Source organism: Lentzea sp. NPDC058436, from assembly GCF_042721515.1.
Taxonomy (GTDB): domain Bacteria; phylum Actinomycetota; class Actinomycetes; order Mycobacteriales; family Pseudonocardiaceae; genus Lentzea.
On record NZ_JBHXLF010000001.1, the window covers coordinates 1,013,690 to 1,029,502 of the forward strand.

A 15,813-nucleotide genomic window follows, 5' to 3' on the forward strand; every position below is an offset into this window, starting at 1 on the left:
CGCGTTTGATTCACTCGATCGATGACATCAGACAATAGTGAGGCTAACCTAACCCACATGTCGCGCCCGTGGGAGTTCCTCCCGCTCACACCAGCTCAGGAAGGCATCTGGTTCGCCCAGCAACTCGCCACGAGCAGTCACTCGTACAACGCCGCCGAGTACGTCGAGCTGACCGGTGAGCTGGACGTGCCCGCGTTCGCGCGGGCGGTCGCGGCGACGCTTGCCGAGGCGGCGTTCGTGGCGACCGTCGGCGAGGACCGCGTCCAGCACCGGGCGGCGGAGCCGGTGCTGGAGGTCGTCGAGGCGGACGGTGTCGAGGAAGCGCTGGCCTCGATGCGCGGGGACTGCACCACCCCGGTCGACCTCGCCGCCGGTCCGTTGGCGCGGCAGGTGCTCTACCGGGTCGGGCCGCGCCATCACCTCTGGTACCAGCGCTTCCACCACGTGCTCGTGGACGGCTACGGCTTCGCGCTGCTGGCCAGGAGGGTCGCCGAGCACTGCTCAGGACGCGCGCCGGCGCCGTGGTTCGGGTCGCTCACGGAGGTTCTCACCGCTGAGCGCGAGTACGCCACGTCCGCGCGACGGGTCGTGGACCGCGACTTCTGGCTTGCGCGGGCGACGGGGTCGGAGCTGCCGACGTTCGCGGCGGCGAGGCAACCGGCCGGTGCCGGCGCGATCAGGGTGAGCACCACGTTCCCCGCCCAGGAGAAGGCCTGGCCCGCGCGGCTCACCGCGACGTTCGCCGGACTGCTGGCGCGCTGGAGCGGTGCCGACGAGGTGACCCTGGGGCTTCCGCTCATGAACCGGATGGGCTGGGTCGCGTCCCGCGTGCCGTGCACGACGGTCAACGTCATGCCCCTGCGGCTGCGCGGGCCCAGGGACTTCGCGGCCGTCGTCGAGTCCGAACTCAGGCAGGTCGCGGCGCATCAGCGCTATCGCGGCGAGGACCTGCGGCGCGACCTCGGCCTCGGGGCGGCGCCCCTGTGCGGACCCGAGTTGAACATCCGGCCGTTCGGCGCGACGCTCGACTTCGGGGCCGTGACCGGGGAACTCCGGTACCTGCGGGCGGGACCGGTCGCCGACCTCGCGCTGAACGTGCACCGCACACCGGAAGGCGTGCTGGTGGCCGACCTCGACGCCAATCCCGCCTGCTACACCGAGGACGACCTGCACGGGCACCTGGACCGGCTGGTCGCGGCGTTCTCGTTGGACGTGCCGGTGTGGCGCGCGGCCGTCGGGCCCGCCAGTGGCGCGGTCGGTCCGGCGGTGCCGCTGGAGCCGGTCACCCTGCCCGAACTCCTCGCCGCGCAGGCTGAACGGACCCCGGACGCGACCGCGCTCGTCGTGCCGGGCGAGGACGTCCGGCTGACGTTCGCCGAGTTCGACGCCGTCACGTCGGCGTTCGCCCGCAGGCTGGTCGAGGCGGGTGTCCGCACCGGCGACGTGGTCGGCGTGCACCTGGCCAGGGGAGCGGCCCTCGTCGTCGCGCTGCACGCCGTGGTCAAGGCCGGTGCCGCCTACACGCCGCTCGACCCCGCGCACCCGGCCGGCCGCACCGAACAGGTCCTGGCGAGCACCGGCGCCGTTGTCGTCGTGACCGCGGCCGAGTTCCCGTCGGGGGCCAAGACCGTGGCGGTGGACCTCGACGCGTTGCTCGCGGACGCGGGGGAGGCGCCGGAGACCGGCGTTCGGCCGGGCGACGCCGCGTACGTGATCCACACGTCCGGCTCGACGGGGGCGCCCAAGGGCGTGGTGATCTCGCACGCCGCGCTGCACAACCGGCTCGCGTGGATGGCCGCCGAGTACGGCATCGGGCCGGGGGACCGGGTGCTCCAGAAGACCCCGGCCGGGTTCGACGTCTCGGTGTGGGAGTTCTTCCTGCCCGCACTGACCGGTGCCGCGCTGGTGGTCGCCGCCCCCGGCGGTCACGCGGACCCCACCTACGTCCGGGAGGTGCTGCGCGCGCACCAGATCACGACCGTCCACTTCGTACCGTCGATGCTGGCGGCGTTCCTGGCCGGTGCGCACGAAGGGTTTCCGTTCCTGAGCAGGGTGATCTGCAGCGGGGAGGCACTGCCCGGCGAGGTGCGGGACGCGTTCGTGGCCGCCTTTCCCGGCGTGGAGCTGCACAACCTCTACGGGCCGACGGAGGCGGCGATCGACGTCACCGCGTGGCCCGCGCACACCGGCACCGGCAGGGACGTCCCGATCGGCACGCCCATCTGGAACACCGCCGTGCACGTGCTGGACCAGGCACTCCAGCACACCCCTGCCGGTGCGCTCGGCGAGCTCTACCTGGCGGGCGCGGGCGTCGCGACCGGGTACCTTGGCAGGCCCGGCGTCACCTCGGAACGGTTCGTGGCCGACCCGTTCGGCCCGCCCGGCACCCGCATGTACCGCACCGGTGACCTCGCGCGCCGGCGCGCGGACGGCGTGATCGAGTACGCGGGCCGGGCCGACGACCAGGTGAAGGTCCGCGGGATGCGGGTCGAGCCGGGTGAGGTCGCTGCCGTGCTGCGGGAACGGCCTGGAGTCACCGGTGCCGTCGTCGTCGCGCGGCGGCGAGCAGGGGACACCGAGCTCGTCGGCTACGTCACGGGCACCGCCGACCTCGCACGGCTGCGTGCCGCGCTCGCCGAGGTGCTGCCCGAACACCTGGTGCCGGCCGCCGTGCTGACGGTGGACGAGTTCCCGTTGTCCGCCAACGGCAAGCTCGACCGCTCACGCCTGCCCGAGCCGGATCGCACGGCGGGAGCGGGCGACCCGGACACCCCGCACGAGGAGGTCGTGTGCCGGTTGTTCGCCGACGAGCTCGGACTCCCGTCGGTCGGCCCGGACGACGACTTCTTCGCGCTGGGCGGGCATTCCGTCGCGGTGGCCCGACTGGTCGGCCGGGTGCAGTCCGCGCTCGGGCTGCCGGTGGGCATCGCCGACGTGTTCGCCGCCGCATCACCCCGTCGCCTGGTCCGCCACCTCGGCGGTACCCCGGCAGACCCGCTCGCCGGCGTGCTGCCGCTGCGCGCGGGAGGCACGCTGCCCCCGTTGTTCTGCCTGCCACCCGCGGGCGGTCTCGGCTGGTGCTACACGCCGTTGTTGCGCGTACTGGGGCCGGACCGGCCGATCTACGCGGTGCAGGCCCGCGGTCTCACCGACGACGATCCGGGGCCCGCGACGTTGCGCGCCGTCGCCGCCGGCTACGTCGAGCGGATCCGCGAGATCCAGCCGCACGGCCCGTACCACCTCCTCGGCTGGTCGGTCGGCGGCATGGTCGCCCACGAGATGGCGGTGGAACTCCAGGAAGCCGGTGAGGAGGTCGCCTCACTGGTGCTGCTGGACGCCTACCCGAGCGATCAGTGGCGGCACCTGCCCGCCCCCACCGAACGGGACGCGCTCGTCGCGTTGTCGCGCATCGCAGGACAACCGGACCCCGGCGAGGACCTCGACCGCGCCGCCGTGCTGGAGGCGTTGCGGCGCGGCGGAAGCGCGCTGGCCGCACTGCCCTCGACGACGCTGGCCCGCGTCACCGACGTCGTCCGGCACAGCAGTCACGTGGTCCGCGACTCCGTCCACCGGCGGTGGCGCGGCACGGCGGACCTCTTCGTGGCCGACGAACCCAGAGCCGAGGACTGGCTCGACCCCGGCGGCTGGCAGTCCTACGTGGACGGTGAGGTCCGCGTGCACCGCCTGCCCTGCACCCATCCGGAGATGGTGAGCCCCGAGCACCTCTCCACCATCGCCCGAATCGCACTCTGAGCACCGGAGAAGCCCCGACATGTCACTCACGCAGGAACTCGTCCGTCCCGCCGCGCTGGTCGTCCCCGGACCGCACGACTCGATCGCACAGCGCCTGAGCGAAGTGGCCGCGGTGATCCCCGCGGAGCTGGCCGCCGCGTCGGACGGCCAGCGCTACACCTACGCCGAGCTCGACCGCACCGCACGGGTGTGGGCGCGTTCCCTGGTGGCGCACAACGCCGACCTGGCCGAGGGCACGCCGGTCGCGCTCGACCTGGAGCCGTCCGCGAGCTGCCTCGTGGGGCTGATCGCGGTAATGCTCTCCGGCAGACCGGTCATCCCGCTCGACCCGATGCTCCCGCAGGCACGGGTGGAGCAGATCCTCGACGCGTCCGGTGCCCGCAGGCTCAGTGTCTCCGCGCTGGACCGGCTGCCGCGCGCGGAGACCGCCGTGCTGCCCGAGTGCGGGCCGGACGACCCCGCCGTGATCTTCTACACCTCGGGCTCCACCGGACGTCCGAAGGGCCTCGCGCACTCGCACGCCGCGTGGCTGAACGTCGCCTACCTGACCAAGGAGGCGATGCTGCTGCGCGAGGACGAACGCCACGCACTCGTGGTGCCGGTGAGCTACGGCGTCGGACTCGACGTGCTGTTCACCGCCCTGCTCAACGGCACGTCCGTGCACGTCCGCGACCCGCGCACGCAGGGCATCAACGGCATCGGCGGCTGGCTCGCCGAGCACGGCGTCACCGCGCTGCACGCCACGCCGTCCCTGCTCGTGTCCATCTTGGACACCCTCCGGCCGGACGAGGTGCTGAAGGGCGTCCGCACCGTGTCGACATGCGGTGAGGCCATCCACTCGGCCGTCGTGCGCAGGCTCCGCGAGCACCTGGCGCCGGACGCCACGTACGTCAACTGGTGCGGCGCGTCCGAGGTCGGGCCGATCGCCCACTTCCGCCTCGATCCCGGCGCCGAGGTGCCGTCCGGCATCGTCCCGGTCGGGCACGCGGCGGCGAACAAGACGGTGGAGCTGCTGGACCCCGACGGGAATCCGGTCGGGCCCGAGACCACCGGCGAGGTCGTGATCACGTCCCGCTACCTGTCGCTGGGCTACCACAACGATCGCGACGCCACGGCGACCCGGTTCACCGTCAACGCCGACGGCACCACCAGCTACCGGGGCGGCGACCTCGGCCGCTGGGACGCCGAGGGCAGGCTGCACCTGCGCGGCCGGGCGGACGCGGCGCTCAAGATCGGCGGCTACCTGGTCGAACCGGCCGAGGTCGAGGCGGCGCTGCTGGATCTGCCGCAGGTCAAGGAAGCGGTCGTGGTCGCCACCACCCGGCAGGGCGAGGGAGTGCCGAAGCCGGAGCTCACGGCCTACGTCGTCCCGGTCGCCGCCGAACGCGCCCCGGCGCCCGTCCTGCTGCGGCGCGCGTTGCGGGAACGGCTGCCGTCGTGGATGGTGCCGTCGGAAGTCGTGCTGCTGAGCGAACTCCCGCGCACCGAACGCGCCAAAGTGGACCGTCAGGCACTGCCGGAGCCGGGGCAGCGCCCGCCGTTTCGAGCGCCGTCAGGCCGCACTGAGGAGCGGATCGCGGAGATCTGGTGCCGGGTCCTCGGGGTGGCCGAGGTGTCCGCCGCCGACGACTTCTGGCTGCTCGGCGCGGACTCGCTGACCGTGGTGGAGATGTTCGCGGCCGTCCGCGCGGCCACCGGCGTGAAGCTCACCTCGGCCGACCTGGCGGACGTGCCGACCATCACCGATCTGGCCGTGCTGCTGGAAGGGCGCAGGACCAGGCCGTTGCCGCCGACGTGCGTGCGGCTGCGTTCCGGTGACACGGCACCCGCCGTGTTCGGGTTCGCGGGCGGTGGCGCGTCCGGGCTTTCGCTGCTGTCGGTGGCGCTGGGGCTACCGGAAGGGCCTGCCGTGCACGCGTTCCACGCGAGCGGGTACGACGCCAGGGCGTTGTCGGACTGGAGCTTCGGCGCGATGGTGTCGCGGCATCTGCGGACGATCCGGGAACTCGCGCCCACCGGCCCGTACGTCCTCATCGGACACTCGTTCGGCGGGCTGCTCGCGCTGGAGACGGCTCGTCGCCTGACCGAGATGGGCAAGGCCGTGCCGCTGGTGGCGCTGCTCGACACCAGGCTGCCCGGCGCGTTGCGGCAGCGGTTCTCGCGGGACAGCGGCGCACCGGCCGCACCGCCGTCGTTCGGGCAGCGCATGGCGATGCACGCGCGGCTGCTCGGCGCCGGGCTCGTGGGCTACGAGCCGCAGACGCGGGACGCGGTGTTCTGGGAGCAGAGCCTGCGGCTGGCCAACCGGCACCGGTTCACGCCGTGGTCCGGCCGGACGCTGCTGTTCACCGCCGAGGACAACACGGACGACCCGGCGGGCTGGGCGTCGGTGCTGACCGGCTCGCACGAGGTGATCCCGGTGGCGGGTGGGCACTCCGCCATCCTGCGGCCTCCGTTCCACCGGGTGGTGGCCGAGCGGATCGCGGAAGAGCTCGACGGTCTGTGACCTGACCGACTGATGTGCGCGAAGGGGTGGACATTGCCCCTTCGCTATATAAGGTTAGCCTACCTTTCATCAGACAAAGTCGCGGAATGGGGACTGCCGTGCTGGGACGTGTGGAAGACCTCGGGGCGAGACGCGGGACCAGGCCGCGTGAGCCCCGGATCAGCGTGATCGTTCCGGCGCGCAACGAGGCGCGCAACCTCGAACTGATCCTGCCCGCGCTGCCGTCGGTGCACGAGGTGATCGTGGTCGAGGGCTCGTCGCACGACGACACGATCCCGACCGTGCGGCGGATCCTGCCGTTCGCGCGGCTGATCCGGCAGACCCGGCGCGGCAAGGGCAACGCGCTGGTGTGCGGCTTCACCGAGGCCACCGGGGACATCGTGGTGATGTTCGACGCGGACGGCAGCGCGGACGCCGCGGAGATCCCCGCGTTCGTCGAGGCGCTCGTCGCGGGCGCGGACTTCGCCAAGGGCAGCCGGGTGTGCCAGGGCGGCGGCAGCGAGGACCTGACGTTCCTGCGGTCGTTCGGCAACCGGATGCTGACCCTCGTCACCAACGTGCTGTTCCGCACCCGCTACACCGATCTCTGCTACGGCTACAACGCGTTCTGGGTCGACGTGCTGCCCCGGCTGAACCTGCCCGACCCCGAGCCCGCCGGCGACGAGATGCGCTGGGGCGACGGGTTCGAGATCGAGACCGTGCTCAACACCCGCGTCGCCGCCGCAGGGCTGCGGGTCGCGGAGGTGCCGAGCGTGGAACGCCTGCGCGTGCACGGCGCCAGCAACCTGCACGCCGTGCGCGATGGGTTCCGGGTGCTGGGCACGATCCTGTCCGAGTGGCGCGGGCGGGCCAGGCTCGCCACGGTCACCACCACGCGCCCGGTCTCGCGGACCCGCTCGCTCGACCTGGCCGGCTGAGCGCGTGTCGTCGGCGTCGGTCGTCATCCCCGTGTTCAACGGGGCCGGTGTGGTCGGGCGGTGCGTCGCCTCGGTGGCGGCGCAACGGCTCCGGCCCGCCGAGGTGATCGTCGTCGACGACGGCAGCACGGACGGGTCGGCCGCCGTGGCCCGCGATGCGTTGCGGGCCAGCGGGATTCCGTTCACGGTCGTGGAGCACGGCCGCAACCGCGGGGTCGCGGCGGCGCGCAACACCGGGCTCGCGGCCTGCACGGGCGAGTGGGTGTGGTTCGTGGACAGCGACGACACCGCCGATCCGCGGTTGCTGGTCGCCTTGCTCGCGGCCGCTCAGTCGGCACGGGCGGACGTTGCCGCGTGCAGGACCCGGCGGGTGGACGAGGCCGGCGCGGTGCTCGGCGTCGAGGAGGGGCCCTGGCCCGACCCGTGGGTGCCGGGGCCGGTCGCCGCGCGGTGGTTGCTGTCGAACCGGATGCGCGCCTACGTCTGCACGAAGCTGTTCCGGCGGGAGTTGTTGCCGGAGCGATGGTTTCCCGACCGGCTGGCGCACGAGGACTTCCGTCCGGTGCTCGGTGTGCTGCTCGCCGCCGGCCGCGTCGCGTTGGTGGACGAGCCGCTCTACGACTACACCTTGCGGTCGGGATCGTTGTCGGCCTCGTTCGGGGAGAACGTGTTCGGGCTGCTGGAGGTCGCCGACGAGGTCGGCGCGGACCTGCGCGCGGCCGGTCTTGCCGAGCCTTGGGCTGACGACTACCTGACCTACCGCTATCTGAACGCCTTGCTGCCGCTGGCCAACACGGCGTTGCGGGCCGGTCCGTCGCCGTTGGGGGACCACGCGGTCCGGCTCGCGCGCGGGCGCACGGCGTGGGGTGACGTGGTGCGGCTCGGGTTGCGTGGGCAGTGGCGGCTGGCGACGGCCGCCGGGGTGCTGAAGGCGGCTCCCCGCGCCTACTCCGCTGTGCTGGCCCGGCGATGACGGCGTTGCGCACCCGAGGTGCGATGGAGACCAGCGCGGCGCTGCTGATGGGCTCGTCGGTGCTGACCGGCCTGCTCGGGGTGGCCTACTGGATCATCGCCGAGCAGCTGTTCCCGACCGAGTCCGTCGGGCGGGCGTCCGCGGTGATCTCGACGGCGACGATGCTGAGTTCGCTGGCCTGTCTGTCCTTCGGCGGCAGCTACCAGCGTTTTCTGCCGGCTGCGGGGGGCCTCGCCGGGCGGTTGGTCGGGGGTGGTCTGGCGATCAGCGCGGTGACCGCGGTGGTCTTCGGGGCCGGGTTCGTTGCGCTCGGGATCGCCGGCGAACGGATGTTCCAGTCCACTGTGGAGCGCTGGGTGTTCCCGCTGGTGGTGCTCGTGTTCACCGCCTACGCGTTGCTCGACCCCGTGCTGACCGGACTGCGCCGGGCAGGCGCGGTGGCCGTGAAGAACGTGTCGGTGTCCGTGGTGAAGATCCTTCCGTTGCCGTTGCTGGCCTTCACGGCGAGCGGGTTCGCGCTGACCACGTCGTGGGCGGTGGTGTCCGCCGTGATCACCCTCGTGATCGTGGCCGGACCGTTGCGTCGCGGGCTCGCGGCCAACGCCGGGGTGGCGCCCGACCTGCCTCCGGTGCGGCAGCTGTGGGAGTTCCAGGGCGCGTCGTTCGCGATGACGGTCGTGCTCACCGCTACGCCGTTGTGCCTGCCGCTGATCGTGCTGGCGCAACTGGGACCCGAGAACTCGGCCTACTACAACCTGGTCGCCGCGCTGAGCACGGCGGCGGGGATGTTGCGGGCCAACGTGCTGGCGTCGTACGTGGTCGAGGCCTCGGTGCCGGGCGCAGACCGTCCGGCGCTGACCCGGCGGATGGTGCGGCTGATGGCGGGCGTGTGCGCGTTGACCGCCGTGGGTTTCGCGACGGCCGGGCCGGTGTTGCTGCACCTCGTCGGGCCCGGTTACGCGGAGGCCGCGGTGCCGCTGGTGCTGGTGCTCGCGGCGGAGGCGTTGGTGGCGGGCGTGGTTGCCGTGTACGCGGCGGTGGCGCAGGTCGTGCGGCGGTTGCGGCTGCTCGTGTCGGTGCAGGTGCTGATCGTCGCCGGCACGGTCGGGGGCGCGGCCGCGCTGGTGGGGGACTGGGGGCTGACCGGGGTGGGCATCGCCGGGTTCGCCTCGAACGCACTGGCCGTCGTGCTGCTCTTCGCACCGCTGCGGGCGTTGCTGCGGGACGTGACGCGATGACGCCGCGGGTCAGCGTGCTGATGCCGGTGCACAACGGTGCCGCGCACATCGCGGCCGCCGTGCGCAGCGTGCTCGCGCAGACGTACCGCGACTTCGAGCTCGTCGTGGTCAACGACGGCAGCACCGACGAGTCCGTCGCCGTGGTGGAACGGCTCGCCGACGCGCGGGTGCGGGTGGTGCGGCGGGAGAAGGCGGGCATCGTCGGCGCGTTGAACGCCGGGCTGGACGAGGTGCGCGGCGAGTTCGTCGCCCGGTTCGACGCCGACGACCTGATGGCGCCCGAACGGCTCGCGCGTCAGGTCGCGTTCCTCGACGCACGACCCGGCGTCGTCGCGTGCGGCACCGCGTACGCCGAGTTCGGCGCGGGGTCGGCGGTGGTGCGGATGCCCCGGTCCGCTGCCGCCTGTCGTGCGCGGCTCGCGTTCGGCACGTGCGTGGCGCACAGTGCGGCGACGATCCGCACTCGCGCGTTGGCGACCGTGCGGTACCGCCCCGAGTACGAGTTCGCCGAGGACTACCGGCTGTTCAGCGAGCTCAGCGAGATCGGTGACCTCGCGAACCTCTCGTACGTCGGTCTGCACTACCGGACCCACTCCGCGCAGATCAGTGCGGCACGGGCGGCGACCCAGCGCGCGCTGACCGTCCGCATCGCAGCCGAGAACCTCGCCCGCGCTGGCGTTTCCGCTGGTGAGGAGACGCTCGCAGGGGTGATCTGGCCGGGCGCGTTCGGCCGCTACCTGGCCGTGCAGACGCCACGTGCGCTGGCGCTGGGCGCACGAGCCGGCGGGGTCGCGGGAGTCGTCGACGCGCTGCGGTTCGCCAGGGAGCGACTCAACACGGCGTTGCGGTCAGGTTAGGCTTGCCTAAATCGGACATTGAAGGGTGATTCGGAGATGAGCGGTGTCGGGTTGGCGGTCGTGGTGTGCGTGCACACCACGCGACGGCTGCCTCTGATCCGGCGCGTCCTGGCGGTGCTCGCCGAGCAGGCGCGGCCGGAGGACGAGGTCGTCGTGGTGGCGGACCACAACGAGGAGCTGCGCGCGGAGCTGGCCGCCGGGTACCCGGACGTGCGGATCGTGGCGAACACCGGTCGCCGCGGGCTGTCCGACGCGCGCAACACCGGCATCGCCGCGACCACCGCGCCGGTGCTCGTCTTCGTGGACGACGACGCCGTTCCGCGCGACGGCTGGATGTCGTCCTGGCGCGCGGTGTTCGCCGACTCGGCGCACATGCTCGCCGGGGGAGCGGTCGAGGCGGACTGGGAGCGGTCGCGGCCGCGCTGGTTCCCGGCGGAGTACGGCTGGGTCGTCGGCTGCGACTACACCGGCATCGCCGCGGACGGCGCGGTCATCCGCAACCCGATCGGCGCGAACATGGCCGTGCGGCGCTCGGCCTTGCACGAGGTCGGGCTGTTCAGCACCGAGCTCGGCCGGGTAGGGGGACTGCCGGCCGGGTGCGAGGAGACCGAGCTCGGCGTGCGCGTCGGCCGCGCGTTCGGCGCCTTGTCGGTGCGGCGGCACGTGGCTCCGGTCGTGGACCACCACGTGCCCGTGTCGCGCGGGTCGGTGCGGTACTTCGTGTCGCGCTGCCATCACGAGGGCCGGTCGAAGGCCGCGCTGAGCCGGATCGCGTCCGGCAACGTGCTCGGCACCGAACGCCGCTACGTCGTGCACACCCTCGGCGGCGGAGCGGTGCGGCACCTCGGCGCGTTGCTGCGAGGCGATCTTTTTGGTCCGGCGCGGGCGTTCATGCTCGTGGCGGGGTTCGTCGCGACCGCGCTCGGGTACGTGCTCGGGCGGCTGTCCGGCGGCCCGTCGCTGCCGCCGGTGCCGGTCGTGGACCTGGAGCTCGCCGGGACCGGGGACGGCCCGCTGCCGGTGCCGATCGGACCGGCGTCGGTGCTCGTGCGGGTGCGCGGGCTGCCCGTGGGCAGGGTGGAGGCGCGGCAGGCCGACGTCGGGAGTTGCGTGCTGGCGGCGTTGACCGGCGACCTCGCGCCCGCGCTGGACCGCCACCTGCGGCGTGCGGGGGTGGAGGAGTCCGCCGACCCGGTGGCCGCGGCACGCCGGTTGACCGTCGTGGCGCCCGCTCCCGTGGACGCGGAGCTGGTGAGCGTCGTGGTGTGCACTTTGGGCCGGCAGGCGATGCTGCGCGAGACCGTCGCCGCGATCCTCGCCCAGACGCACGGCCCGCTCGACCTCGTGATCGTCGACAACGACCCGGAGTCCGGCCGCACCGCCGCGTTGCTGTCCGATGTGGACGATCCGCGGGTGCGGGTGGTGGCCGAGCCCGTGCGCGGCCTGTCCCGCGCCCGCAACACCGGCCTGGCCGCCGTGCGCGGTGCGCTGGTGGCGTTCACCGACGACGACGCCGTGCCCGACGTGCACTGGATCGCCGAACTGGTCGCGGGTTTCGCGCGGTCCGAGGCGATCGGCTGCGTCACGGGCCTGGTGACCCCAGCCGACCTGTCGACCCGCTGGGCCCAGCTGTTCGAGGAGTACGGCGCCTTCGACAAGGGCTACCGGCCACTGCAGTGGTCGCTGGGGCAGGTGCCCGCGATCGCCGAACCGGGCCCGCGCGGCCCGTTGTTCCCGTATGCGGGCGGCGACTACGGCTCCGGCAACAACATGGCGTTCCGCGTCCCGGTGCTCCGCGCGGTCGGCGGCTTCGACACGGCGCTGGGCGCCGGCCGCCCGACCCGCGGCGGCGAGGACCTGGACGCGTTCGCCGCGGTGCTTTTGGCGGGCCACGCCGTCCTGTACACGCCGGACGCGTTGGTGCGGCACCACCACCGCGACACCGGACCCGAACTGCGCCGCCAGCTCTACGGCTACGGCACGGGGATGGCCGCGGTGGTGGCCAAGCGCCTGGTGTCGAGCCCGCAGGTGGCCCGCCGGATGCTCACGGCCGCACCTTCGGCGTTGGGCGTGCTGCTGCGCCCCGACTCGCGCAAGAACAGGAAGCGCTCGCGCCGGTTCCCGATCGGCCTGATCGCCGTGGAGCTGCTGGGGTACCTGACCGGTCCTGTGCTGCTCGCCCGCAGCAGGCTCGCGGACCGGTCCCGGTGACGGCCCGGCTCGTGCCGCTGGGGCTGGCCGCGCTGGTCGCGGTGCTGGTCCCGGTGCTCGCGCTGACCGAGGTGCACTCGCCGGTGCGGGTGGTCGCGGCGGTGGTGTTCGTGGTGCTGGTGCCGGGCGTGCCGGTGGTGTTCGCGCTCGACCTGCCGGACGGGCGGGTGACCGCGGTGCTCGCGGTGTGCGTGTCGGTGTCGGCGTTGCTGCTCGGGGGAGCGGCGGGGGCGGTGCTCGGCCGGTGGGACCCGGTGGGCACGGTGATGGTGATCGCGGCGGTGGGGTTGCTGGCGACGCCGCTGGGGCTGCGGGCCGTGTTGCGACGGCCGGTGCCCGCCACGGCTCGGGGCGGGGAACGGGGGAAGGGCTCGGCCGGGCAAGAGGCGGCTGCCTCGGCTCCGCCGCGCGACGGGAGCCATCGAGCCCACTCCCGCTGGCCCGACGCGAGTCGTCTAGCTCACTCCCGGCCCGACGCGAGCCGTCGCGCCGACTCGCGCCGACACGACGCGAGCAGTCGAGCCGACTTCCGCCTGCGCGAGGCAGCGGCACGGGCTTTGCCCCGAACCGCCGGCCTCGCGCTCGTCGCTGCTTCTCTCGTCCTCTGGTGGATCTCCACCCGGCAGCTCGACACGGGCCAGGCCGGCCTCGGCGGCGCCGCCCTCATCGCCCCCGTCACCTACTGGCTCGCGCTAGCGGTCCTGGCCGGCGTGCTCGCCTGGTCACTGCTGCGAGACGAACTCGACCACGTCGTGCTGGCCGCCGCCTGCACGACGTTCGCCGTGTGCGCCTACCTGTTCACCTCGGTCGCGGACGGTGCGGGCGGGGTCGGCGCGGGCTGGGTGCACGTCGGGTTCACCGACCTGGTCACGCGCACCGGCACGTTCGCCACCGGCATCGACGCCCGCTTCTCCTGGCCGGGCTTCCTCGGTGGTCTCTCGATCCTCGTCACCGCGGCGGGCCTCCCGGACGCCGCGGCACTGCTGCTGCTCGGGCCGGCTTTCTACGCCGTGCTGGCGATGCCCGCGTTGTGGTTGATCGCCAAGGTGATCAGCCGGAACGCCCGGACGGCGTGGCTCGCGGTGGCGTTGTGGCTGTGCTTCAACTGGTACCAGCAGGACTACCTGTCCGCGCAGGCGACGGGGTTCGTGCTCTACGCCGGTGTGCTCGCGGTGTTGTTGTGGGCGTTCGACGTCGCGGACGTGCCGGCGGTGCGGGGGCGCAGGGCGTTGCGGTGGTTGCGGGCCGCCCGGCGGATTCCCGGCAGGCCGCCGGGGGTCGGGGGCGTCGGCATGATCGCGCTGGAAGTGCTGCTGTTGCTGGTGATCGTCGCACTGGTGCTCAGCCATCAGCTCACGCCGATCGCGCTCGGGGCGGCGTTGCTGTGGTTCACCGTGGCGGGGGCGACGCGGTGGCGGTCGTTGTGGCTGGTGACGGCGGCGCTGGTGGTCGGCTGGTTCTCGTACGGCGCGGTGGGGTTCTGGCGCGGGCACCTGGCCGGGTTGCTCGGGGATCTCGGCGGGGTCGGCGCGTCGGTCAGCAGCGGGGTGAGCGAACGGCTGGTCGGCGATCCCGTTTACCAGCAGCTGCAGTTCAGCCGGATCGGGTGGACCGGGTTGCTCGGGCTCGTCGCGGTCGTCGGGTGGTTTCTGATGCGGCGCAACAAGGGTGCCGTGCTGTGGGCCGGGCTGGCGGCCGCGCCGTTCGCGTTGCTCGGAGTGCAGTCGTACGGCGGCGAGGTCGTGATCCGGTGCGCGCTGTACGCCGGTCCGGTGCTGGCGCCGTTGGCGGCCGTCGCGCTCGTACGGGCCGGGGGCGCTGTCCGGAAAGCGGTGGGGGCACAGCGGTTCAGCGCACGGATGACGGTCGCGGTGGCGACGGCGTTCGTGCTGTTCGTGGCGATGAGCGTGCTCACTCTCACGCGCGGGCTCAACACGTCGTTCGAGCACGTGTCGGCGGCCGAGGTGGACGCCGCGCGCACCCTGCTGCGGCTCGCGCCGGACGGAGCCACCGTCGCGAGCGGTGGTGAGGTCGGGCCGTTGCCGCTCGGGCGGGTGGGGGAGGTGCGCACGGTGCCGTTGGTGCCGCGCGACTGCGATGGGCTTCCACCTGACTGCCTGAGAACCGCGCTGAAAGACGGCGGTCCGGACTTCGTCTACGTGACCCAGGGGCAGGAGGCGCTCGGCCGGTTGCTGCGGATGGCGCCGCCGGGCTGGACCGGCGAACTGGTGGACGTCGCGCTGGACTCAGGCGACTACGAAACCGTGGTGCGGAACAAGGAAGCGACCGTGCTGCGGCGGATCGGCGGTGGTGCGCCGTGATGGAGAGCCTGCTCGCCTCGGGGGTCTTCGCCTGGCTGCTCGTGGCGGTCGTCGTGCTCGCGGTCGTCGCCGGGGTGTTGCGCGAGTCGTGGCTGGGCGCCGAAGGCACCAACGACCCGGTCGTCTCGCTGCGGCTGGCCGGGAAACGGGGACAGCGCTGGAGTCTGCGCACCGCGCGCACGATCGTGACGGTGCTGCTGGCCGTCTGCGTCACCGCACTGCTGGTGACCACCGCGATGCGGTTCGCCATGCTGTCCGACCAACCCCCGCCGCCGGGGGTGACGCAGCAGTGAAACGCGCGATCGCCCTGCTGTGCCTCGCACTCACAGCCTGCACGACTCCCGGCCCCACCTCGGACGGCTTCGAGCTGGTGTTCGCCGACGACTTCGACCGCACCGAGCTCGGCGACAAGTTCACCGCGTACTCAGGACAACCGGGCGGTGACCCGTACAGCCGCTGGCACCCCGACCACGTCAAGGTCAGGGACGGCAAGCTCGTGCTGGAGGGCTACCGGCGCGACGGCGCCTGGACCACCGGCGGCGTCTCGAACTGGCCCGTCACGCAGACCTACGGCCGCTGGGAGGTCCGGTTCCGCGCCGACCCCAGTGACGAGATCACCTACCACTTCCTGCTGTGGCCCCAACGGGAGCAGTGGCCGCCCGAGATCGACTTCGCCGAGGACTTCGGCGGTGATCGCAGAGGCCTCGCCGCCTTCCTGCACTGGAAGGAGGACGGCGAGAACCGCAAGCAGCAGCGCGACCTCAAGGACGTCGACTTCACGCAGTGGCACACGGTCGGCGTCGAGTGGACGCCGGGCGAGGTGAGGTTCCTCCTCGACGGCGAGGAGTGGGATCGCATCACGGGGGACGTGGTCCCCGACGAGCCGATGTGGCTCGGCCTGCAGGCGCAGTCGGGCGGCTGCCAGCGCAAACGCGACTTCGGCTTCCCCGACTGCCCGATCGTCGGCGTGCCCGAGCGGGCCGACGTGGAGATCGACCGGGTCTCGGTCTACCGCAAGCTGTTGAGTTAATGTCAGA

10 protein-coding genes are annotated in these 15,813 nt (G+C 72.9%); all 10 read left to right on the forward strand.

Annotation, left to right across the window (positions count from 1 at the left end):
* Positions 1-57 precede the first annotated feature (57 nt).
* Positions 58-3,753, forward strand: coding sequence for an amino acid adenylation domain-containing protein (locus ACFWN2_RS03975; RefSeq protein WP_382424767.1), 3,696 nt, complete (start codon positions 58-60; stop codon positions 3,751-3,753).
* Positions 3,754-3,772: 19 nt separating this feature from the next.
* Positions 3,773-6,259, forward strand: coding sequence for an alpha/beta fold hydrolase (locus ACFWN2_RS03980; RefSeq protein WP_382424768.1), 2,487 nt, complete (start codon positions 3,773-3,775; stop codon positions 6,257-6,259).
* 86 nt (positions 6,260-6,345) lie between these two features.
* Positions 6,346-7,176: a glycosyltransferase family 2 protein gene (locus ACFWN2_RS03985; protein ID WP_382424769.1), complete on the forward strand. Its 831-nt coding sequence runs from the start codon at positions 6,346-6,348 to the stop codon at positions 7,174-7,176.
* Between the two features lie 4 nt (positions 7,177-7,180).
* Positions 7,181-8,149 carry a glycosyltransferase family 2 protein gene (locus ACFWN2_RS03990; RefSeq protein WP_382424770.1) on the forward strand — a complete coding sequence of 323 codons (969 nt, stop codon included), beginning with the start codon at positions 7,181-7,183 and terminating at the stop codon, positions 8,147-8,149.
* A 23-nt stretch (positions 8,150-8,172) separates the two neighbouring features.
* Complete coding sequence (locus ACFWN2_RS03995; RefSeq protein ID WP_382424771.1) at positions 8,173-9,387, forward strand: lipopolysaccharide biosynthesis protein; 1,215 nt, start codon at positions 8,173-8,175, stop codon at positions 9,385-9,387.
* Positions 9,384-10,244: a glycosyltransferase family 2 protein gene (locus ACFWN2_RS04000; protein ID WP_382424772.1), complete on the forward strand. Its 861-nt coding sequence runs from the start codon at positions 9,384-9,386 to the stop codon at positions 10,242-10,244. The genes ACFWN2_RS03995 and ACFWN2_RS04000 overlap by 4 nt, the downstream gene beginning before the upstream one ends.
* Positions 10,245-10,280: 36 nt before the next feature.
* Positions 10,281-12,455, forward strand: a complete 2,175-nt coding sequence (locus ACFWN2_RS04005; RefSeq protein WP_382424773.1) for a glycosyltransferase family 2 protein — start codon at positions 10,281-10,283, stop codon at positions 12,453-12,455.
* Positions 12,452-14,776 carry a hypothetical protein gene (locus ACFWN2_RS04010; RefSeq protein ID WP_382424774.1) on the forward strand — a complete coding sequence of 775 codons (2,325 nt, stop codon included), beginning with the start codon at positions 12,452-12,454 and terminating at the stop codon, positions 14,774-14,776. The genes ACFWN2_RS04005 and ACFWN2_RS04010 overlap by 4 nt, the downstream gene beginning before the upstream one ends.
* Positions 14,776-15,069: a hypothetical protein gene (locus ACFWN2_RS04015; protein WP_382424775.1), complete on the forward strand. Its 294-nt coding sequence runs from the start codon at positions 14,776-14,778 to the stop codon at positions 15,067-15,069. The genes ACFWN2_RS04010 and ACFWN2_RS04015 overlap by 1 nt, the downstream gene beginning before the upstream one ends.
* Positions 15,066-15,806 carry a glycoside hydrolase family 16 protein gene (locus tag ACFWN2_RS04020; protein WP_382424776.1) on the forward strand — a complete coding sequence of 247 codons (741 nt, stop codon included), beginning with the start codon at positions 15,066-15,068 and terminating at the stop codon, positions 15,804-15,806. Before ACFWN2_RS04015 ends, ACFWN2_RS04020 begins: the two co-directional genes overlap by 4 nt.
* Positions 15,807-15,813 lie beyond the last annotated feature (7 nt).

Excerpts from the sequence above, each read along its gene's own strand:
- ACFWN2_RS03975 (WP_382424767.1), top strand. The coding sequence starts at position 58 with ATGTCGCGCCCGTGGGAGTTCCTCCCGCTCACACCAGCTCAGGAAGGC.
- ACFWN2_RS03980 (WP_382424768.1), top strand. The coding sequence starts at position 3,773 with ATGTCACTCACGCAGGAACTCGTCCGTCCCGCCGCGCTGGTCGTCCCC.
- ACFWN2_RS03985 (WP_382424769.1), top strand. The coding sequence starts at position 6,346 with ATGGGGACTGCCGTGCTGGGACGTGTGGAAGACCTCGGGGCGAGACGC.
- ACFWN2_RS03995 (WP_382424771.1), top strand. The coding sequence starts at position 8,173 with ATGGAGACCAGCGCGGCGCTGCTGATGGGCTCGTCGGTGCTGACCGGC.
- ACFWN2_RS04000 (WP_382424772.1), top strand. The coding sequence starts at position 9,384 with ATGACGCCGCGGGTCAGCGTGCTGATGCCGGTGCACAACGGTGCCGCG.
- ACFWN2_RS04005 (WP_382424773.1), top strand. The coding sequence starts at position 10,281 with ATGAGCGGTGTCGGGTTGGCGGTCGTGGTGTGCGTGCACACCACGCGA.
- ACFWN2_RS04015 (WP_382424775.1), top strand. The coding sequence starts at position 14,776 with ATGGAGAGCCTGCTCGCCTCGGGGGTCTTCGCCTGGCTGCTCGTGGCG.